The 19,986-nt window shown below is 58.2% G+C and carries 7 protein-coding genes; all 7 read left to right on the top strand.

The features are described 5' to 3' along the window. Window positions 1-151 precede the first annotated feature (151 nt). The 7 genes from E6C55_RS16375 (at window position 152) to E6C55_RS16345 (ending at window position 19,929) form a co-directional block, all read left to right on the top strand. Window positions 152-5,272: a cadherin-like beta sandwich domain-containing protein gene (locus E6C55_RS16375; protein WP_168735686.1), complete on the top strand. Its 5,121-nt coding sequence runs from the start codon at window positions 152-154 to the stop codon at window positions 5,270-5,272. 282 nt (window positions 5,273-5,554) lie between these two features. Further along, a complete protein-coding gene (locus E6C55_RS16370) occupies window positions 5,555-7,528 on the top strand; it encodes a hypothetical protein (RefSeq protein WP_136370889.1) in 1,974 nt (657 codons plus the stop codon). 30 nt (window positions 7,529-7,558) lie between these two features. After that, complete coding sequence (locus tag E6C55_RS16365; protein WP_136370888.1) at window positions 7,559-9,829, top strand: ATP-binding protein; 2,271 nt, start codon at window positions 7,559-7,561, stop codon at window positions 9,827-9,829. A 15-nt stretch (window positions 9,830-9,844) separates the two neighbouring features. After that, window positions 9,845-10,426: a DUF4255 domain-containing protein gene (locus tag E6C55_RS16360; protein ID WP_168735685.1), complete on the top strand. Its 582-nt coding sequence runs from the start codon at window positions 9,845-9,847 to the stop codon at window positions 10,424-10,426. A 3-nt stretch (window positions 10,427-10,429) separates the two neighbouring features. After that, window positions 10,430-11,281, top strand: coding sequence for a hypothetical protein (locus tag E6C55_RS16355; protein ID WP_136370886.1), 852 nt, complete (start codon window positions 10,430-10,432; stop codon window positions 11,279-11,281). 42 nt (window positions 11,282-11,323) lie between these two features. Further along, window positions 11,324-13,246 carry an eCIS core domain-containing protein gene (locus tag E6C55_RS16350; RefSeq protein ID WP_136370885.1) on the top strand — a complete coding sequence of 641 codons (1,923 nt, stop codon included), beginning with the start codon at window positions 11,324-11,326 and terminating at the stop codon, window positions 13,244-13,246. A gap of 437 nt (window positions 13,247-13,683) precedes the next feature. Next, window positions 13,684-19,929, top strand: a complete 6,246-nt coding sequence (locus E6C55_RS16345; protein WP_136370884.1) for a X2-like carbohydrate binding domain-containing protein — start codon at window positions 13,684-13,686, stop codon at window positions 19,927-19,929. The last annotated feature ends 57 nt before the right edge of the window (window positions 19,930-19,986 follow it).

Here is a 19,986-nt window from a genome sequence, read left to right as displayed (position 1 = left end):
GACCAACCTGCCATTTGTCATTCGCCCAACGATTCTATGAGAAGTTTTAAGAATTCATTAAGAGTTTCGCGAAAAAGCTGCTGATACAATTATTGTCATAAACAGCGGGTGATTACGGGCGAGCAGATAGATGGGGAGGAACGAACAGGTCATGCGGGGAAAATCGCAAAGAGGAACGTTGCGTCGGAAGCTGGAGAGATTGGCGGTACTGTTGCTTGTCACTTCGCTGGTGGCAGGGATGCTGCCGTTAGGGGAAGATCATGCCGCTGCGGGAACAGGCGGGGTGATCACTACGATAGCGGGTGGAGAGTATGGGGATTGGGGCGATGGCGGCGCGGCAGTTGATGCCGAATTATCGAATCCGTCAGCCATAGCGATAGATGGCAGCGGGAACATATACATCGCGGATACGGACAACAACAAGATAAGAAAGATAACGGGCGGGACCATCACCACCTTTGCGGGAACGGGAGACTATGGATTCGCAGGCGAAGGGTTGCAAGCGATTAATGCGGAGCTGCGCAGCCCGACAGGGGTGGCGGTGGATGCCGCCGGCAATGTGTACGTTGCCGATAAGTATAACAACCGGGTGCGGAAAATAGCGACGGACGGCGTTATCACCACCATAGCGGGAACCGGAAGCAGCGATTATTCGGGCGACAACGGTGATGCCACCGCAGCCGAGCTCAGCAGTCCAAGCGGGGTAGCTGTGGACAGCGTTGGCAACGTCTACATTGCTGATACGTCCAATCATCGGATTCGGAAGGTTGATACGGCAGGGAAGATCACGACGGTAGCGGGCACGGATGACAGCGGCTACTCGGGAGACGGCGTCCCGGCCGATGAGACAAGATTATACTACCCGAATGCCGTGGCGATAGATGCCGCCGGCAATCTCTATATTGCCGATACCTATAATAATAGAATAAGGAAAGTAGATACGGACGGGATCATCACGACTGTGGCAGGTTCGTCGAGCACCGATGGCTATTCGGGAGACGGCGACATGGCCGTTGACGCGCAACTGAATGAACCGGAAGGCGTATGGGTGGACGGCAGCGGCAATCTCTATATTGCCGATACGGACAACAACCGGATCAGGAAGGTCATCCCGAACGGGATCATCACGACCATAGCGGGAACGGGCGGCAGCGGATATTCGGGCGATGGCGGAGCGGGTACTCTTGCCGAATTAGACGGTCCGACCGGATTGGCGATGGATAGCGCCGGGAATCTGTACATCGCCGATAAATTCAACTATGCCGTACGCAAGCAAACGCCGTACATCCCTTCTAGCGCAGCGAGCTTAAGCGGTATTGTGCTGTCGAGCGGTACGCTGAGTCCGACGTTCTCCTCCAGTACGCTCGAATACACGGCGGAAGTCGTGAACGGGGTGAGCAGCATCCGAGTGACGCCAACGACATCGGATTCCTTGATGAAGGTAAAGGTGAACGGGGTTAGTGTCGCAAGCGGAAGCCTGTCGGGGGACATCACTCTGGACGTAGGGGACAATACGATTGAATTGGTCGTTACGGCGGAGGATGGCGTAACGACGCAGTTGTACAAGGTAACCGTAGACAGGCTGCGCAGCAGCAATGCCAACCTGAGCAATTTAACGTTGTCGAGCGGGACGTTAGATTCGGCGTTCTCCTCGAGTACGACGACCTACAATACCACCGTCGGTCGGAGCTCGATTACGGTGACGCCGACCTTGGCGGACACGTTGGCTTCCGTAACGGTGAACGGGACGCCGGTTACGAGCGGTGCGGCATCCGCGCCGATATCGCTGACCGTGGGCAGCGGCAATACGATTACAGTCAAAGTGACGGCGCAGGATGGAACAACGACCAAGACCTACACGATAAACGCAACGAGAACGATAAGCTCGAATGCGGATCTGAGCGGGCTGACGCTGTCGAGCGGCATACTGAGCCCGGCGTTCGCGGCGGGAGAGAATGATTATACGGCGAGTGTGGGCAATGACGTAAGCAGCATCACGGTAACGCCGACGTTGGCGGATAGCAGCGCGGCTGTAACGGTGAATGGCGTCACGGTTGACAGCGGCACGGCCTCCGACGCGCTTCCGCTGGTCGTGGGGGTCAACACGATTGAGGTGCTGGTCACGGCCGAGGATGGGACGGAGAATCCGTACGAGGTAACGGTGACGCGGGCGAAAAGCAGCAATGCGGAGCTGAGCGACCTGGAATTGTCGAGCGGGACGGTGACGCCGTCGTTCATACCGGGTACGTACAAGGCGAGCGTGGGCAATGGCGTAAGCAGCGTCACGATCACGCCGACGGCAGCGGATTCGGCGCATGCCGCAATTAAGGTCAGCCTCTTCAATGGCAGCGGCACGCTGGTCAGCGGACCGTCATCCGTTGCGAGCGGCACGGCATCTTCCGCGCTGGCGCTTGGTATAGGGAGCAACACGATTACGGTGGAGGTCACGGCTGAGGACGGAACGACGAAGACGTACACCGTGACGGTGACACGCGGCGCCAGCGGCAATGCGGAGCTGAACAATCTAACGCTGTCGAGCGGGACGCTGACACCGGCGTTCGGGGGCACCTATACGGCGAGCGTTGGCCTTAGCGTGAGCAGCATCACGGTAACGGCGACAGTGGCGGACAGCAGCGCGACCGTGACGGTGAATGGCGATGCGGTTACGAGCGGAGCGGCGTCCGATGCGATTCCGTTAGTCGTGGGAAGCAACACGATTACGGTTGTGGTCACGGCAGCGGACGGAACGACGAAGACGTACACGATCACGGTGACGCGTGCGGATGCGACACTGAGCGGTAACGCCGACTTAAGCGGTCTGACGCTGTCGAGCGGAACGTTAACGGCGACGTTCGGGAACGCGTATACGGCGAGCGTAGGCAACAGCGTGAGCAGCATCACGGTAACGGCGACGGCAGCGGATTCGGTGAATGCGACGTTGACGGTGAACGGAGATCCAGTTGCGAACGGCGTCGCGTCCGATGCGATTCCGTTAGTCGTGGGGAGCAACACGATTACGGTTGTGGTCACGGCAGCGGACGGCACGACGAAGACGTACACGATAACGGTGACGCGAGCGGCTGTGGGCTTGAGCGGCAACGCCGATTTAAGCGGTCTGACGCTGTCGAGCGGAACGTTGACGGCGGCGTTCGGGAACGCGTATACGGCGAACGTAGGCAATAGTGTGAGCAGTGTTAAGGTAACGGCGACAGTGGCGGACAGCAGCGCAACGGTGACGGTGGGCGGCGATGCGGTTGCGAGTGGAGTTGCTTCCGATGCCATTTCGCTAGACGTGGGAAGCAACACGATTACGGTTGTGGTCACGGCGGCGGACGCTACGACGAAGACGTACACAATTACGGTGACGCGTGCGGATGCAAACCTGAGCGGTAACGCCGACTTAAGCGGGCTGACGCTGTCAAGCGGCACGTTAACGGCGACGTTCGGGAACACGTATACGGCGAGTGTGGGCAATAGCGTGAGCAGCGTTACCGTAACGGCAACGGCAGCGGATTCGGTGAATGCGACGTTGACGGTGAACGGCGCTGCGGTTGCGAGCGGGGATGAGTCCGACGCGATTCCGCTGGTCGTGGGAAGCAACACGATTACGGTTGTGGTCACGGCAGCGGACGGAACGACGAAGACGTATACGATTACGGTGACGCGTTCGGATGCGAGCTTGAGCGGCAACGCCGACTTGAGCGGGCTGACGCTGTCGAGTGGCACCTTGAGCCCGGAGTTTGAACCGGGCACGATCGACTACACCTCAAGCGTGGAGAATGGCGTTAGCAGCATCACCGTCACAATGGAAGTGTCGGATGCTGACAAAGCCGCAATAACGGTTAGCGTCTACAATAGCACTGGAACGCTCATTAGCGGACCTTTTGCCATGTCGAGCGGTGTGGCAGCGTTCTCCCTTCCTCTGATTGAGGGGAGCAATGAGGTATCGATCATCGTAAGGACGCAGGGCGGGGCGACTCAGACCTACACGGTCGACATCACTCGGGAGGCCGCGTCTTCAGGAGGCGGTGGCGGAGGAGGAGTTGCACCGGCAGCGACCAATTCGGCCAGCGACACCCCGCACATTGATCTGAACGGACAGGATCTGAACCCTGCCGACATCGACACGAAGCTGCCGTATGTCACGCTTGAAGCAACGCCGAAGGACGGTGTCGCTTTCGTCAGCGTTCCGGTGATGGTGCTGGCCGAATTGGCACTGAAGAACAGCGCCTTCTATCTGGAGATCAAGACGCCCTATGGCAGCTATCGCCTACCCGCCAAGCTGGCCTCGCTTATTCCGGAGCTGCCGGACCTGTTGGCGGATAACGATCTCCAGGCCGGGGATGTGAGCTTGAAGGTTACATTAACCGATAAGTCCGGCGACAAGGAGCTTCAAGCCGCATTAGCGGAAGGCTTGCCGAACAGTCAAGCGCTGGGCCCGATGGTCGACTTCCATATGGAAGCAATCAACACGAAGACGGGGCAGCCGATCGGGACGGCGAGCTCGTTCAGCCAGGCGATCACCCGGGTTATTCCGATGCCGCTGCATCAGGTGGCGATGTCGGAGCAATGGGGCGCGTTCCGCTTTAATGAATCGACTGGCAAGTTCGATTTCGTCCCGGCTGCCACCGTGCGTGTCGATGGGATAACGAGCGTGCTGATCCGCTCGTACTCCAATAGCGTGTATGTCGTGGCGGATCACGCTGTGAGCTTCGCCGATGTGGCTCGGGGCTGGGCATTGCCGTTTATCGAACTGGCCGCAGCGAAGGGGCTTGTCGAAGGAGTGGGAGCCGGCAAGTATGAACCGACGCAGACGGTAAGTCGAGCGGAGTTCGCGACGATGCTCGTCCGGGCGCTGGGGCGCGGCGCTTCCCCTACGGGAGCCTCGGCATATACCGATGTTAAGCCGGGCGCATGGTACTACGATGCGATTGTCAGCGCGAAGGAGCTTGGCTTGCTGGAGTTCGTGGGCGGCAAGGTCTTCCTGCCGAATCGGCCGCTCACTCGCGAGGAGATGGCAAGCATGCTGGCGGCAGCGGTGTCGCTGGAACGGTTGCCGATCCCGCAGAACCGGGCGAGTCTGGAAGGGTACGCGGATATCGGGAGCGTGAACGAGGCCTACCTGGAAGATGTTCGCACGATGATTCAGTTGAACATCATGGCAGGAACAAGCGCGAATACGTTCAGCCCGAAGGGAACGACGACACGCGAGCAGGCGGCAGCCGTGCTCATCAGAACTCTGCAAGTGCTGGATTGGCTGGATTCCGAGTGAATGGGTCGTTTTGAACGCAGGTGGCGAAATGTAGTCGAAATTTCAGGTTTAATTGCTCGTTCCACACACAGATCGCGAAGTATAGTCGGAAATTCGTGTTTAATTGCTCGTTTTGAACGCAGGTGGCGAAATGTAGTCGAAAATTCAGGTTTAATTGTTCGTTCCGAACACAGATTGCGAAATATAGTCGAAAATTCGTGTTTATGCGCTCGAGCTGCCTGCGGGCCAAGAGCTTCCGAGTAGAAAAAAAGGTTTTGCACATGTGAGTTGGAGGTGTTCCGATTGCCCCGAGAACGCAGCAACGCCGTCTCCGGAACGAATGCGCCCTTCGTGGGGGCCAAGCCGTCGAAGAAGCCGATCATCGGGTCGCATCGCGCCAAATCGCCGATGATTGGCGGCCATCGCGAGCAAGAGGAATTGCAGTGGAATGCTGCGCAAGGCCCCCGGCAAGATCCGCGCAAGCCGACGGGCGGCATCGGAATCGGTTCGCATCGATCCGGGTTCGCGGTTGGCGGGAAGCGGTTCGAGATGGTCAGTAACAGAGAAGAGAAGATGGACAAGAGGTTGCTTCCGAAGGGGAAGCTCTTGGGCGTCGAGCTGAACTCGAAGACCTTGTATGCGAACGACAAGGAACGAGCCGGTTATGAACGAACCTTCAATGGCGGCGGCAAGATGATGAACCGGTCGGACGGCAAGACGACGGATACGATTGGCGCCCTCCAATCGGCCACCAAGGGAGCGAAGGCGGACCGCCACATTTTCACGATGGATCAGAAAGGGAAGTTCTACTCTACCGATTCCGTCAAGGAGAATCTGGCTCGCTCCAAGCAGATTCACGACCAACGCAAGCAGGATCTGAAGGACCTGCAGAACGATCCGGAGAAGCGAGAGAAGCTTAGGAATATGCAGTTGCCTCATATGAAGAGAATCCATCACTCGACCTTCGGGGCGGGGGCGGACGTTGCCGGAGCAGGCGAGCTTCAGGTGCGGGATGGACAAGTGGAGCTCGTCTCGGATGCCAGCGGTCACTACAAGCCGGGCGCGAAGCAGATGATTCAGACGGTGCAGCAGCTCGGGAGGAACAATGTGCCGCTTGAGCAACTGGGTGTGGAGTTCATCGGCAAGCCTGAATTCGAATATGAGACCGATTATTCAACGGGGAAGACTCTCATCGACAAGGCGACGGGGAAGAAGGTTATCAAGCGCGACGCTGATGACAACCTGGTAGTCAAGAAGGACCGGGACGGGTTGCAGTCCAACACGAATAATATACAAGCTTCGGCGTTGGAGTTGCTCTCGTACGCGAACTACGCGCCCGATGCAGCCGAAGAACGCATTCGCGATATGCACGGCAAGAAGAATGATGTGCTGAGCCATCTGTTGCTTAAGACCAAGAGGATTGAGCCGATCGCGTACGATTACGCCAAGGAGATGCAAGCGAACCAGCCAAGACTCATGAGCGAGCCGAACAAAGAGAAGCCGCAGGTCGAAGTTGTCCCGGCTCAGGAGGAAGAGCAGTACTTCGGAACGGTTCCTCTTGAGGGAGAGGCGGATGGTGAAGCGAGCGATGATTACGACTCCGACTCCGACTACAACTACAACTATAATTACAATTATAAGTACAGAGAGGATGAGAACGAGAAGAGGGTGTCGTACAAAACCGGCAACTCGCCCCAGGGCGAGGAATCGCTCTCGTATAACTCGAGCACCTTGTTGAAGTACGGGGATACGATCCCGGACGACTCCGACAACTCGTTCGAGGACGAGGTGCCGTTCTCGTATAACTCGAGTACCCTGTTGAAGTACGGGGATACGATTCCGGACGACTCCAACAACTCGTTCGAGGAGGAAGTGCCGTTCTCGTATAACTCGAGCACCTTGCTCAAGTACGGCGATACGATCCCGTACAAGTCCGGCAATTCGGCCGTGAAGGCCGTGAACGAGGAGCCGTTCTCGTATAATTCGAGCACCCTGTTTAATTACGGGGATACGATCCCGTACAAGTCGGGAACCTCGAACAGCGCCGAGAAGAAGAGCAAGAAGAGCAAGAAGGCCAAGAAAGTCAAGAAGAAGACGGAGATCAAGTCGCTGGGCTATCAATCTGCCGAACAACCCAAGTTCAACTATAACACCGGCAACTACAAGGCTAGCACCGGCAACTATAACACCGGTAACTATAAATCCGGTACCGGGAACTACAACAACAACGATGACTTCGATGATAGCGACGACTTATCAAGCTATTGGGGTGACTGAAGGTTATAGCAGATAGCGGGGGATAGCCGAATGGCGGAGACGGGGACAGCAACGGTGGCGGATTCGGTGAGGAAGGCGAGGGCAACGGCGAACGCGGCGGCGGCAGAAGCAGATGCAGCCTCCGCAATGACCGGCTACAGCGCAGCGGATCATCTGCGGGACGAGCTGGAATGGCTGGACGTCGGACTGCGCACGCTGCTTGAGGCTAGCGGCGACGATTCCTTCACGGACCCGCTGGCCGCATTCAAGGGAATGGTTGTCAGCAGGGAAGAACTCAGCGCGGACGATCCCGCCGAGAGCCGCGAATTGGCTATCGCCTGGCATGCGTACAAGGGATTCCGCCGGGAGCTCGAGAAGAGGAACGACGAACGCGCCGAGCTTGCCCGCGGCTTGCCGCTTGTGCAGCTTACGAATGCCTTGCGGCTGACCCTGTGGGAATATCGCTGCATCGTCTTCTGCGTGGCTGTCGAGATAGACCGCAACTACGAGAAGTGGTACGCCTATCTGAACGACGATGCCACGGCCAGGACGGCGACGGTAGACCTGGCGCTGCGGCTGCTCGGCGATACGGAAGAGGACCGTGTTCTGGGCATGGCGCTGCTGAGTCGCCAAGGCAAGCTGCGGCGCTGGCTGCTGCAGCAGCCGGAAGCCGATGCCGTGCTCGGCCTCCGATCGCCGCTGCGCCTGGATGAGCGGGCGATCAGCTTCCTGTTGGAGACGGAGAGGCTGGACGGCAGGCTCGGCGGGGCTGTAGAGGCATTGGAAGAGGATGAGTACCCGCTGCCCGCCTGGGAGGGCGAAGCCGCGCTGGAGCAGAAGCTCGGGCAAGTCGTGCGCGCTTGGCCTTCCGGCGGCATGCCGATCGTCGCGCTGTGGGGCGCCCGGGGAGCGGGCAAGCGGAGGCTGCTGCATCGTCTCGCCGCTTCCCGCGGCCAACGGCTGCTGATGGTGTCCCTCGCGGCGCTGCCTGCCGAAGAGGAGAGACTGAGGAGCCTGCTCGACCGCTTGGTCCGCGAGGCGCTGCTCACCGATGCGGCTATCGTCCTGTCGGAAGAGGATGGGGATGGCGCGTGGAAGGAGAAGCTTCCGCAGGAGGTGCTGAGAGGCGCCCTGCAAGCTTACGAGAATGACGCGCAGCGGCCGCTCCTTGGCTGGATGTCCGGCGAACGGCGGGCGGCTTATGAGCTTCCGCTGCCGATTAACGCGCCGCTATGGAGCATGGAAGTCTCGCCTCCCGCCGTCTCCGAACGCGCCGCGCTGTGGCGTCGGCATGCGGAGGAGTTGCCCGCAAGGGAGCGCTCTTCGCCAACCTGTCCGGATTACGGAACTCTATCGGCCGAGTTGGCCGCCCGGTTCCAATTTACGCCCGGGCAGATCGCCTCTGCCTGGAGGCAGTCGCTTATTCTGGCGGCGGAGCGGGGGGAGCGTCTGCCTGACAAGTCCGACTTGGCAGCAGCCGCGAAGGGGCAATTCCGCCACCGGCTCGCGCAGCATGCGATCGCCATTAAGCCTCGCAGCCGCTGGAGCGATCTTATTCTGCCGAAGGAATCGCTGAGTTTGATTCAGGAGGCGTGCAACCGGTACAAGCTCCGGGAGACGGTGCTCAGCGATTGGGGCTTCGCGGGGAGGGTCAGCTACGGCACCGGCGTTCATCTGTTGTTCGCCGGACCGCCCGGCACCGGCAAAACAATGGCGGCCGACGCGGTGGCGGGAGAGCTTGGCCTCGAGCTTTACCGGGTCGACTTGTCGCGCATCGTGAGCAAGTACATAGGCGAGACGGAGCAGCGGCTGCGCGAGCTGTTCGAGGAGGCGCGGCAGAGCGGGGCGATTCTGTTCTTCGACGAAGGAGACGCGCTGTTCGGCAAGCGGACGGAAGTGAAGGACTCGAACGATCGCTACGCCAATATGGAAGCCGCGTACTTGCTGCAATTGATCGAAGCGTACGACGGCGTGACGATTCTGGCCACCAACCTGATGCAGAACCTGGACGAAGCGCTGCTCAGACGGATGAGCGTCATCGTTAAATTCCCGTTCCCGAGTCCGGAGGACCGGGCCCGCATCTTCGCTTCTCTGCTCCCGGCAGGGGCGCCGCTGGGCGAGGAGTTGGATCTGCCGTTTCTTGCCCAGCGCGTGGAAGTATCGGGCGGACATATCAAGAATATCGTGCTTGCGGCCGCTTTCCTGGCGGCATCCGAGCGAGCTCCGATCGGCATGAGCCACATGATTCGGGCAGCGAAGGAAGAGCTTCAGAAGTTAGGCAAAATTCCGATGAGAGGCGCGTTCGCGCCATACAGCGAGTAATGGGGGAGAATGAGCATGGGGAGCCACATGGTAATCGCGGATGCCGGAGCAAGTCTGCTTAAGCTGCTGCGCGAGGAGATGGTGCCCGATCCTGTGTTCCGTCCGGAACTGATCGGCATGGCAAGCCCTGCGGACAAAGGGGATTTGGTGATCACGGTGTTCATATGCTCCCTGCGGGAGAACAACGAAGCGAGCCGCTCGGGGATGCAGCCCGAAGGCAATGTGCTCCGTTATCCGCCGCGCGCGGTCGATCTGGAATGCCTGATTACGGCATACTCGAACGCCGATATTCTGACGAGGTCGCTGGATGAATATCGCTTGCTGGGCAAGGTGGCGCAAATCCTGCATGACAACAGCATTCTCCGCGGCCCGATGCTCGAAGGGACGCTCTCCGACTCCGAAGCCGGCCTGCGAATTGCGCCCGTTCCCTATGGAACGGAAGAGTTGACCCGGCTGTGGCAGTTCGGCGATCATCCGTACAAGTTCTCGCTGGTTTACAAGCTGGGTCCCGTCTATCTGGACTCCAACCGCGTCAAGTCGACTTCCCGCGTCGTGGAGAGGAAGATTACGCTGCGCGAGAAGGGACGGGAGGGGTAATTCATGATGGGAACGCAATCGTTCGGAGCGCAATCCACGTCGGTGACACGCTGTTCTCTTGTTGTGCGCACGACGGACATATGGACCGGCCGCCCGGCCGTCCCGTCAACCGTCCGCGTACGGCTTAAGGGCGTCCCCGCCGCTCCGCTTCGCACCTCCGACAGAAGCTGGGCCTTCCTGGATCTTCCTCATCGGTTATGCGACATTACGGTGGAATCCGGGATTTACCTGCCCTGTTCGCAGCAGGTGGATCTGTCGGCCTTGGCGCCGGGCGATCCGGTCGTCGAACTGTTCCTGCTGCCGGGCAGGGCGTATGTTCCCTTCGCGGCGGCTGCCGGTATTGTGCGCATCCTGGTCGACGAGAACGGCAAGCCGGCTGCGGGTGTCGAGGTGTTCGCCTACGTTGACGACGATCAAGCGGCCAGAGGCCGGATTCTCGATGAAGAAGTGCTGCCGGGAAGCAAGACGCTGCGCTGTGTGCCGGGGGCGACGAAGCTGCTGAGCGGCGACGCCTTGGCGGTGCGCGGCAAGGATGGAGCCCCGGCGGAGTGGTTCCGGGTGTCGCCGGTCCGATTGTCGCCAACTCAATTGTCAACCAACGAAGGGGACGGCCTGGAACTGCGCTTGGACCGACCCGCGCTCCATCGTTGGAGCCGGAATCACTTGCTGCTGCCTGCGGCTGCGACGGTCAGCGACGGGGACGGCTGGATCGTGCTGCCGTTCCGCGGCCGCTTGTCGGCCGGGGGCAGCGTGCGGATCGTGCTGCGCCGCGGAGGCAAGGAGATCGAAGACCGGTGGCCGCTCGCAGAGGGGAAGACGACGGTTATGCCCGATTACGTGCTCCGCCATTCTTAACCCATTGTCGGTGGCAAATTCGGTGGAAAAGGAAGTGGTCGCATGAGAGGTTACCATCCTTCCGTGGGCAAACAGGCTGCATCGCAGAAGCAATCGAATATAAGCAGGCCGTTGCCCGGCCGTCCGGTCCTGCAGCGCGCTCGCGCGACGGACACGGAGAAGCTTGCCTCCCTGCAGGGCTCGGCGGGCAACCGGGCCGTGCTGCAGATGTTCAGGCAAGCGGATAACAAGATGCCCGTTAACGTGCAAGCCAAGATGGAAGGGGCGCTCGGCTCCGACTTCTCGGATGTGCGCATTCACGCCAATTCCTCCAAGGCAAGCGAAGCGGGGGCGCTCGCCTACACGCAGGGGACCGATATCCACTTCGCTCCCGGCAAGTACAACCCGAATCAGCCCGGCGGGCAGCGACTGCTCGGCCATGAGCTGGCCCATGTCGTTCAGCAGAAGGCCGGCCGCGTTGCCCCTACGGGGCAGCTTGCTTCGGGCGCGCTGCTCAACGACAGTCCGGCGCTTGAGCAGGAGGCGGACAGGCTGGGTTCCCAAGCCGCGAGCGCACCGGACCTGGGAGGAGAAGCGATTCAGCGTTTGGCGGAAGCAGGCTCGTCCGGGGCAACGTCCGGCAGCCGCGATTCTGGTGTCATGCAACGTATGCCGAGCGCCGAGCAAGTGAAGGCGACGCTCGGTCAGCCGAAGGAGCACATGAAGCTCTTCGGCAAGACGATCAAACAGAACAGTACGCACTACCGCAGCTATCTGGACAAGCTCGACACCTTCGACCGTTTCGTGGACAACCACGTCGTGGCCGCGAGCCCTGGTGAGATCGATTTTCAGCTTAATCAGGTTATGGCCCTGTACGAGCAGGTCGAGCAAGTGAGCGACGAATATATCCGGCACAACAGGAACGACAGCAAGGACAAGAAAGTCGTCTACATCCGCAAGATCAGGGAGATTCTCCCGTTCGAGAAGACGGCCGTCCGCTCTTCGGCTGCCGAGTACAAGGCCGATCCGAACAAGAGGCGCCCGCCCTGGAAGCTGCTTACGAGCGCCGGCATCGTCAAGCTGTCGTCCGCGATGAGCACGGGAGCGACCGGCAAGGGCGGCATCAACAGCGTCGAGTTTTTCGAGGTTGGGCCGGGCAAGGAAGGGGTATTCAAGGCCACGAAGGACCGAATTCTGGCAGAAGAGGAGCTTCCTCCGAACGCCACGGAGGCGGAGAAGGAAGTCGCGTTCCTGGAGACGGGCGTCGCCAGTCATGGCGGCATTGACCGCAACGACGCCAAACTGGCCAACCGCAATGTGGCGATGTCGCGTCTCGATCAACTGCTCGGGGCCGGCGTGATCGCCAAGGCGGAATTCGCGCTCTACAATAACGGATCGGGCATCGTGAGAGGCACCTTCATGGAGAAGGCGAAGGGGAAGGAAGCGTTCTCGGTCGTATCGAAGCTGGGCGAAGACATTGAGCAAGGCAGGGAAGAGAGCTTCGACATGAATGAACCGGCCTTCCAGCGCGCCTTGTCCCGGCTGAACCTCATCGACGCGCTGGCGATGCAGGTGGACAGGCATACCGGTAACTTCTACATCGATAGAGACCGGGAGGGCAGGACGGTCGGCCTCACGGGCATCGACAACGACATGGCTTTCGGCACGGAGACGAACCTCGTGGCCAGGCACAACAATTATCACGGCCTCAGCCGCTATGTCGACAAGGAGCTTGCCGAGCGTATCCTCGCTCTGAAGCCGGCAGATTTGGCCGTCATTATGGAAGGCTTGCTCTCGGACACGGAGATCGCCGCTTTGCTCGAACGGCTGCAGAAGCTGCAAGCCCATCTGCGGCAAGAGACCACGATGCTTCTGGACAGGGACGAATGGGGCAAGGTGGACGTTAATGCGCGGAGCAACGACAAGGGCTACGCCGCTATGTTCGATAAGCCGATAACGGCTGCCAGGAACAAGGCGAAGAGATAGAGGGGGCGTGGGGAGGGGCTGGTCGCGTCGACGGCTGAAGGATTTTCTGTGCAAAATCACATTGGCGCAGCTCGGTAACGGGGAGTTTGGACGATTCTATGCGAAAAATAGCATACATAGAGAAAGTTCCGGCCCGGGTTGCCGTATGTATGCTAAAAAACATATAAAACGCCTCGATTCCTCCCCAATCCGAGCCGACGAATGTGAAAAAACGCATAAAACCGTGGACCATATAACACCGCAACCGCCATCGGACCAAGCCGGAGACGAGCGGACCCATCGCAAGGACTGTTAGGGGGTTATCCCTGATGGTCCTTCTTGAATCTTTTAAGAATTCTTTAAGAGTTTTCCGCGGGTGCTGCTAAGTATAATTTTTAATAGGGAAGAGGCAGTGCGGCAGTTCATATACAGAGACTTGGAAAGTTGGAGGAATATCTATGAATCAACACAAGCGAATTCGGAGAGTTGTGGCGGCGCTCTTGTCCGTGGCCATCGTGCTGGGATGGGTCCCGGCCATGGAGACGGCGAGTGCGAGCACCATTGAGCTGACCACAGGGTCGACGACGGTCACCGTGACCAAGATCGCAGCGGGTCAGAACAATTCCATCGCTTTGAAGTCGGATGGCACCATCCTCGCGTGGGGGAAGAATATCAACGACTGGGCCAAGCCTCCCGAGGGGCTGACCGGCGTGGTCGACATCTACGCCAAAGACACGACCTTCCTGGCTCGCAAGTCGAACGGCACGATTGTTGCCTGGGGAAGCAACGAAGTCGGCGAGGCGACGATTCCTTCCGGCCTCACCAATGTCATCTCCATGGCATCGGCAGGCAGGCATACCTTGGTCGTATCGAGCGCACTCACAGGCATTAATACCGGTAAGGTATACGGTTGGGGACTCAATGGAAATGGACAAGTGACTGTGCCATCCGCAGTGGCGACCGGCGGTGTTACCAAGGTGGCCGCAGGAACATATTATTCGATGGCCTTGACGTCTCTCGGCAAGATCGTCGATTGGGGATCGAACGGGGCCGGTGCGACGAGCATTCCCGCTGATTTGACGAATGTGGTTGATATTGATGCCGGGTTCTATTATGCCTTGGCGTTGAAGAGCGATGGCACGGTTGTCGCTTGGGGGAAGGAGTATAACGACAACGACATCCTCGATGTATCGGGCCTGACGAATGTTAAAGCGATATCGGCCAACAGTACATATGCCTTGGCATTGAAGAATGACGGCACGGTTGTCGGATGGGGATATTCGGCTTATGGAGCGGCGACTCCTCCTGCGGGCCTAACGGATGTTGTTGCGATTGCTGCGGGTGTCAATCACGCTCTCGCCTTGAAGAGCGATGGCACCGTTGTCGGTTGGGGCTCGGATCTGTCGGGGAATAGTCTTGTGCCCGGAGAGAATGTCTTGAGCGGCCTGACGGTTACCGGGGCGGGGACAGTGGCTGCTCCCTCCCCTGCGTTCTCCTCATCCACTACCGCGTATCAGTATAATATCGATCCGGGGACAACAAGCGTTAATGTCAACGCCGTTCTGGCGGACACCGCTTATTCCGCGCTGTATATCAATGATCGACTGCAAACAAGCGGTTCTGCGGTCAATGTGTCTGTCCCGACTGCCGGAGCCGCAATCAAGGTTAAAGTGGCGCCTTATATGAAGCCCCAGGCTGCCAAGACCTATACGTTAACGATATTGCGGGATCGCGTTGCGCCTACGGTCACCCTCTCTCCCAATGGGAGCACGACGGCAGTAAAGACAATCTCGACCTCCGTTCAGGTCACGGATGCAACGAGCGGTGTCGATACACTGGAATATGCTTGGTCACAATCGAGTTCTACTCCTGCCAGTGGATGGGCCGCCTTCTCTCTAGTCGCATCTACCAATAGCAAACAATTTACGTACACCGGTGTGGATGGGAATTGGTACTTGCATATTCGAGCCAAGGATTATGCAGGGAATGAGACGAATGCGACTTCAGCGTCATTCTTGATTGATGCTACGGCTCCGGAGCTAACCGTGACGATGAAGAACGCAGACGACAGTACTTATTCGAATGATACCTGGACCAATCAGGATGTAACTATTACCGCCGCAGCGCCGGATGCACACAGTACCAGCGTAACCTTAAAGTATACGCTTGATGGCGGTAAGACGTGGCTGGATTACAACGCTTCGATCCCGTTGAACAGCGATGGGATTTACACGATTGGACTTCAGGCCAGCGATGATGCAGGCAATACGGCGATCGTTAACCGCACTGTAAAAATTGCCAAGAATACATTAAAAATGACGTTAACATTGACAAATAACTCAGCAGCAGCCCCTTATACGAGCGGGGATTGGGTGAACGCTGGTGTTAGAGCAGAAGCAACGGCAGAAACAACGACAGGCAACACCATCACCTATACATATTCCCAAAAAATAGGCGATATTGAAGTGGTAACTAATGAGACATACAATCCAGGAACTACACTAATCAACTTCATCAATAACGGTATGAATTCAGGTAACTTCACCGTGACAGATGGCGTTAACACAATGAGTGTTCCATATGCAATCAATATTGACAAGCTCTCGCCAACGGTGACCTTCAGCCCTAATGGGAGTGCAACTGCAGCCAGATCAGCATCCGTGGCAGTAACGGTTAGTGATGGTGACGGCAGCGGACTCGATGAATCCACACTGGAGTATGTATGGACGCAAGATACAGCCACGCCAACAGACGGCTGGTTGCCGTTGAATAATGACAGTACATTGACCCAAGCAGGCGTAGATGGGACGTGGTACCTGCAAGTTCGAGGACAGGACAGGGTTGGCAATAAGCTGTGTAAGGTAGGTGACGACTATTGCATCGACCATTCTGGTACCGTAGCGAGTGTCGTATCCAGTGCCTTCGTGCTGAGCAATGATGCGCTGGACAGTTCTCTCAGTCCGGCTACAGCCACCTTCGATCTGAATCCTTCTGCGCAGGCGGATGTCATGACAGAGATGACGCTGAACGGCAACACGTTGGAGAGCATCATCAACGGTGGCACTCCGCTTGTGAAGGATGAAGACTACACGGTCGGGGGCAACTCGGTAACAATCTTGAAGAGTTACTTGGCTGCTCAGTCAGAGGGCGTCACGGAATTGACATTCACATTCAGCGGCGGAGCGGATCAGAAGCTGAAGATTACGATTGTCGACTCAACAGAGGAGAACAGCGAGATTAGTCCGGATATAGCCAGCTTCGACAATAACACTATCAAGCAGGCGGATGTCGTGACGGAACTGACGCTGAACGGCAATACGCTGGAGAGTATCAGCAATGGAATGGCGGAGCTTGAGCTTGGTACCGACTACACGAAGTCAGGCAACACGGTAACGATCTTGAAGAGCTACTTGGACGATCTTGATCTGGGCACGGCTACCTTGAAGTTTACGTTCAGCAAGGGAGATGTTCAGTCGCTGATTCTGACGATAAGTGACACAACTCCATCAATCAGCCCGGTTACAGGCAGCTTCGACAAGAAGCCATCCGAACAGGCGGATGTCGAGACGACAATGACGCTGAGAGGCACCACGTTGACTAGCATCAGCAACGATGGCGATGAGCTTGTGAAGGATACCGACTACACTGTGGTTGTTAACGCGGGAGACGTCGCAGATGAAGACTATACGGAAACGTACAAGGTGACGATTCTGAGCAGTTACCTGGCTGAGCAGTCGACAGGCACGACAAGCCTGACCTTCATGTTCGGCACAGGTAATGAGCTGACGCTGAATATTGACATTAGCGATTCGAGAACGAAATTATCGACGCCTGCGATTGAGATCGACTATGAGACGGAGATGCTTAAAGGCTTCGCTACGGGAGCGAGCGATAGTTATACGATCGACGGCGATTCGGTAACTCCAGATGGCAGCGGCCAACTTGCTCTTGTAGAGGCTGATCTGGGGCAAACACTCAACATTGTAAAAGCTGGCGATGGGACGACCACAGTCGATAGCGATGCGCAAGAGCTTCCTGTTCCGGTCAGGCCGGCAACTCCGACCGCGGCGGGTGTGAATCCGACGACAATCGGCGGAGTGGGGAAGATTACCGGCGTCACCGACGACATGGAATATAAGTCGTCGACCGGCACTTGGACGGATGTGGCGGGCACCGAGATTACGAGCTTGGCGGCGGGCACCTACCAAGTTCGCATCAAGGCGACGGCGACCAGCTTCAAGAGCGAGGAGCAGACGATAACCATCACGGCGTATACAGCGGGGATGGAAGCAACGCCTGTAATTGAGATCGACTATGCGACCGAGGAGCTAACCGGCTTCGAAGACGGCGGCAGCTACACGATTGACGGCGTGCCGGTGACTCCGGTTGGCGGCAAGCTGGACGTTGCGAGCTATCTGGGGCGGACCCTTGCCATCGTGAAGAAGGGCAACGAGACGACTACGACGGATAGCGCGGCTCAGGATCTTGTTGTTCCGGCCAGGCCGGCAACTCCGACCGCGACGGGCGTGAATCCGACGACCATTGGCGGCACAGGTAGTATTGCCGGCGTCACCGAGGACATGGAGTACAAGTCGTCGACGGGCACTTGGACGGATGTAACGGGCACCGAGATCGATAGTCTTGCAGCAGGAGCCTACCAAGTTCGCGTCCAAGCAACGGCGACCAGCTTCAAGAGCGAGGAGCAGACGATAACGATCACGGCGTATACAGCGGGGATGGAAGCAACGCCTGCAATTGAGATCGACTTTGCGAACGAGGAATTGACCGGCTTCGAAGACGGCGGCGGCAGCTATACGATTGACGGCTCGCCGGTATCTCCGGTTGGCGGCAAGCTGGACGTTGCGAGCTATCTGGGGCGGACCCTCGCCATCGTGAAGAAGGGCAACGAGACGACCACGACAGATAGCGCGACACAGGATTTGGTAGTTCCGGCAAGACCGGCAACCCCGACCGCGACGGGTGTGAATCCGACGACAATCGGCGGAGTGGGGAAGATTACCGGCGTCACCGACGACATGGAATATAAGTCGTCGATCGGCACTTGGACGGATGTAACGGGCACCGAGATCGATAGTCTTGCAGCAGGAGCCTACCAAGTTCGCGTCAAGGCGACGGCAACAAGCTTCAAGAGCGAGGAGCAGACGATAACGTTAACCGATCCTGCACCGGTAACCAACTACACCGTGACCGTAAACGATGGCGGTGACGGTGCAAGCGGCAGTGGAGACTATGCAAGCGGCGACACAGTCTCCATACAGGCAGGAACTCGCAGCGGCTACAGCTTCCAGGGCTGGACATCGACGGACGGTGTAACCTTCTTGGATGCCAGCAGCGTAACTACTGCTTTTGCCATGATTGCTCAGAATGTCACCGTTACGGCCAATTGGCAGATGAACAGCGGTTCGTCGGGCGGTGGCGGGGGAGGCTCGTCGCCAGTCACGCCAGCCACGCCAACAATCACGCTCGACAAGCAGCCGAGTCAGCCGACGATCGCCTCCGTCAATCTGATCGCGACCGTCGATAAGGACGGCATTGCCTCGGCGACCATCACGGAGTCGCAAGTAAAGGCAATGATCGAGGCGGCGCAGAACGAGGCTCGGAACAAAGGAAATACGGCTGACGGCATCGGGATTGCATTCCACGTTCTGTTCGGTGCGGAAGCGGTTGGCTTCAGCGTGAAGGTAGAGGATGGAGTCCTCGCCTTGCTGGAACAGGAGGGTGTGAAACTCTTCGCTGCAAGCACCGTGCTGGTCAACTTCTCGTTCGATCAGGCAGCGATTCTGGCGATGGTGGGTCAAGCGATTGGAGATGTCGCGATTGCGGCCCATCCGGTCACCGAACTGTCCGATGCGGCCAAGGCGCTGATCGGCAGCCGACCGGTATACGATCTCACTGTCAGCTACGAGAAGAACGGCAAGAGCGAATATGTGACCGACTTCGGCAAGGGCACGGTTGCGCTGGGCATTGCCTACAAGGCGGCCTCCGCAGAGAAGACCGATAATCTCTTCGCCGTGTACGTAAACAAGGCAGGCAAACCGCAGCAACTGACCGACTCCCGTTACGATAACGACGAGGTGACGTTCAGCAGGAACAGCCTGTCCACGTACGGAGTGGGTTACCGGGCGCCGGCGCCAATCTTTAGCGACACGACGATGCATTGGGCGAAGGACGACATTGCGTTTGTTGTCAGCTTGGGGCTTATTGCCGGAACTAGCGGAACGACCTTCTCGCCCAACACGGCAATCACGCGCGGGGACTTCCTGATGGCGCTGGGCAAGCTGTCCGGTGCGGACGTAAGCGGGTATACGCAGAGCAGCTTCAGCGATGTCTCCGGCACAAGCGCGGCCATGCCTTACATCGAATGGGCGGTGCAGAACAACATTGTGCAGGGTGTGGGCAATAACCTCTTCAGCCCCGACAGCTCGATTACCCGCGAGCAGATGGCGGTGATGATGGCGCGCTTCGCCCAAGCGACGGGGCATGCATTGCCTGTCAACAAGCAGGCCGTCACCTTCGCAGATGGAGCGCGTATCAGTGCCTGGGCCAGAGAGGCGGTTAAGGCGATCCAGCAATCCGGCATCGTGCAGGGCAAAGATAACAATCGCTATGACCCGGCCGGCAACGCAACTCGTGCGGAGGCTTCGACCATTCTGCGCAGGTTCGTGGAGTTTGTGATTGATTAATTGGTTGATTGATTGGCAGAAGCAAACGAAGAACGAGATCCCTGCGTCATTGTGATG

This window comes from Cohnella fermenti, assembly GCF_004801405.1.
Lineage (GTDB): Bacteria > Bacillota > Bacilli > Paenibacillales > Paenibacillaceae > Cohnella > Cohnella fermenti.
This window is presented reverse-complemented; position numbering and strand designations above follow the sequence as displayed.

Excerpts from the sequence above, each read along its gene's own strand:
- E6C55_RS16365 (WP_136370888.1), top strand. The coding sequence starts at position 7,559 with ATGGCGGAGACGGGGACAGCAACGGTGGCGGATTCGGTGAGGAAGGCG.
- E6C55_RS16375 (WP_168735686.1), top strand. The coding sequence starts at position 152 with ATGCGGGGAAAATCGCAAAGAGGAACGTTGCGTCGGAAGCTGGAGAGA.
- E6C55_RS16345 (WP_136370884.1), top strand. The coding sequence starts at position 13,684 with ATGAATCAACACAAGCGAATTCGGAGAGTTGTGGCGGCGCTCTTGTCC.
- E6C55_RS16360 (WP_168735685.1), top strand. The coding sequence starts at position 9,845 with ATGGGGAGCCACATGGTAATCGCGGATGCCGGAGCAAGTCTGCTTAAG.
- E6C55_RS16350 (WP_136370885.1), top strand. The coding sequence starts at position 11,324 with ATGAGAGGTTACCATCCTTCCGTGGGCAAACAGGCTGCATCGCAGAAG.
- E6C55_RS16355 (WP_136370886.1), top strand. The coding sequence starts at position 10,430 with ATGATGGGAACGCAATCGTTCGGAGCGCAATCCACGTCGGTGACACGC.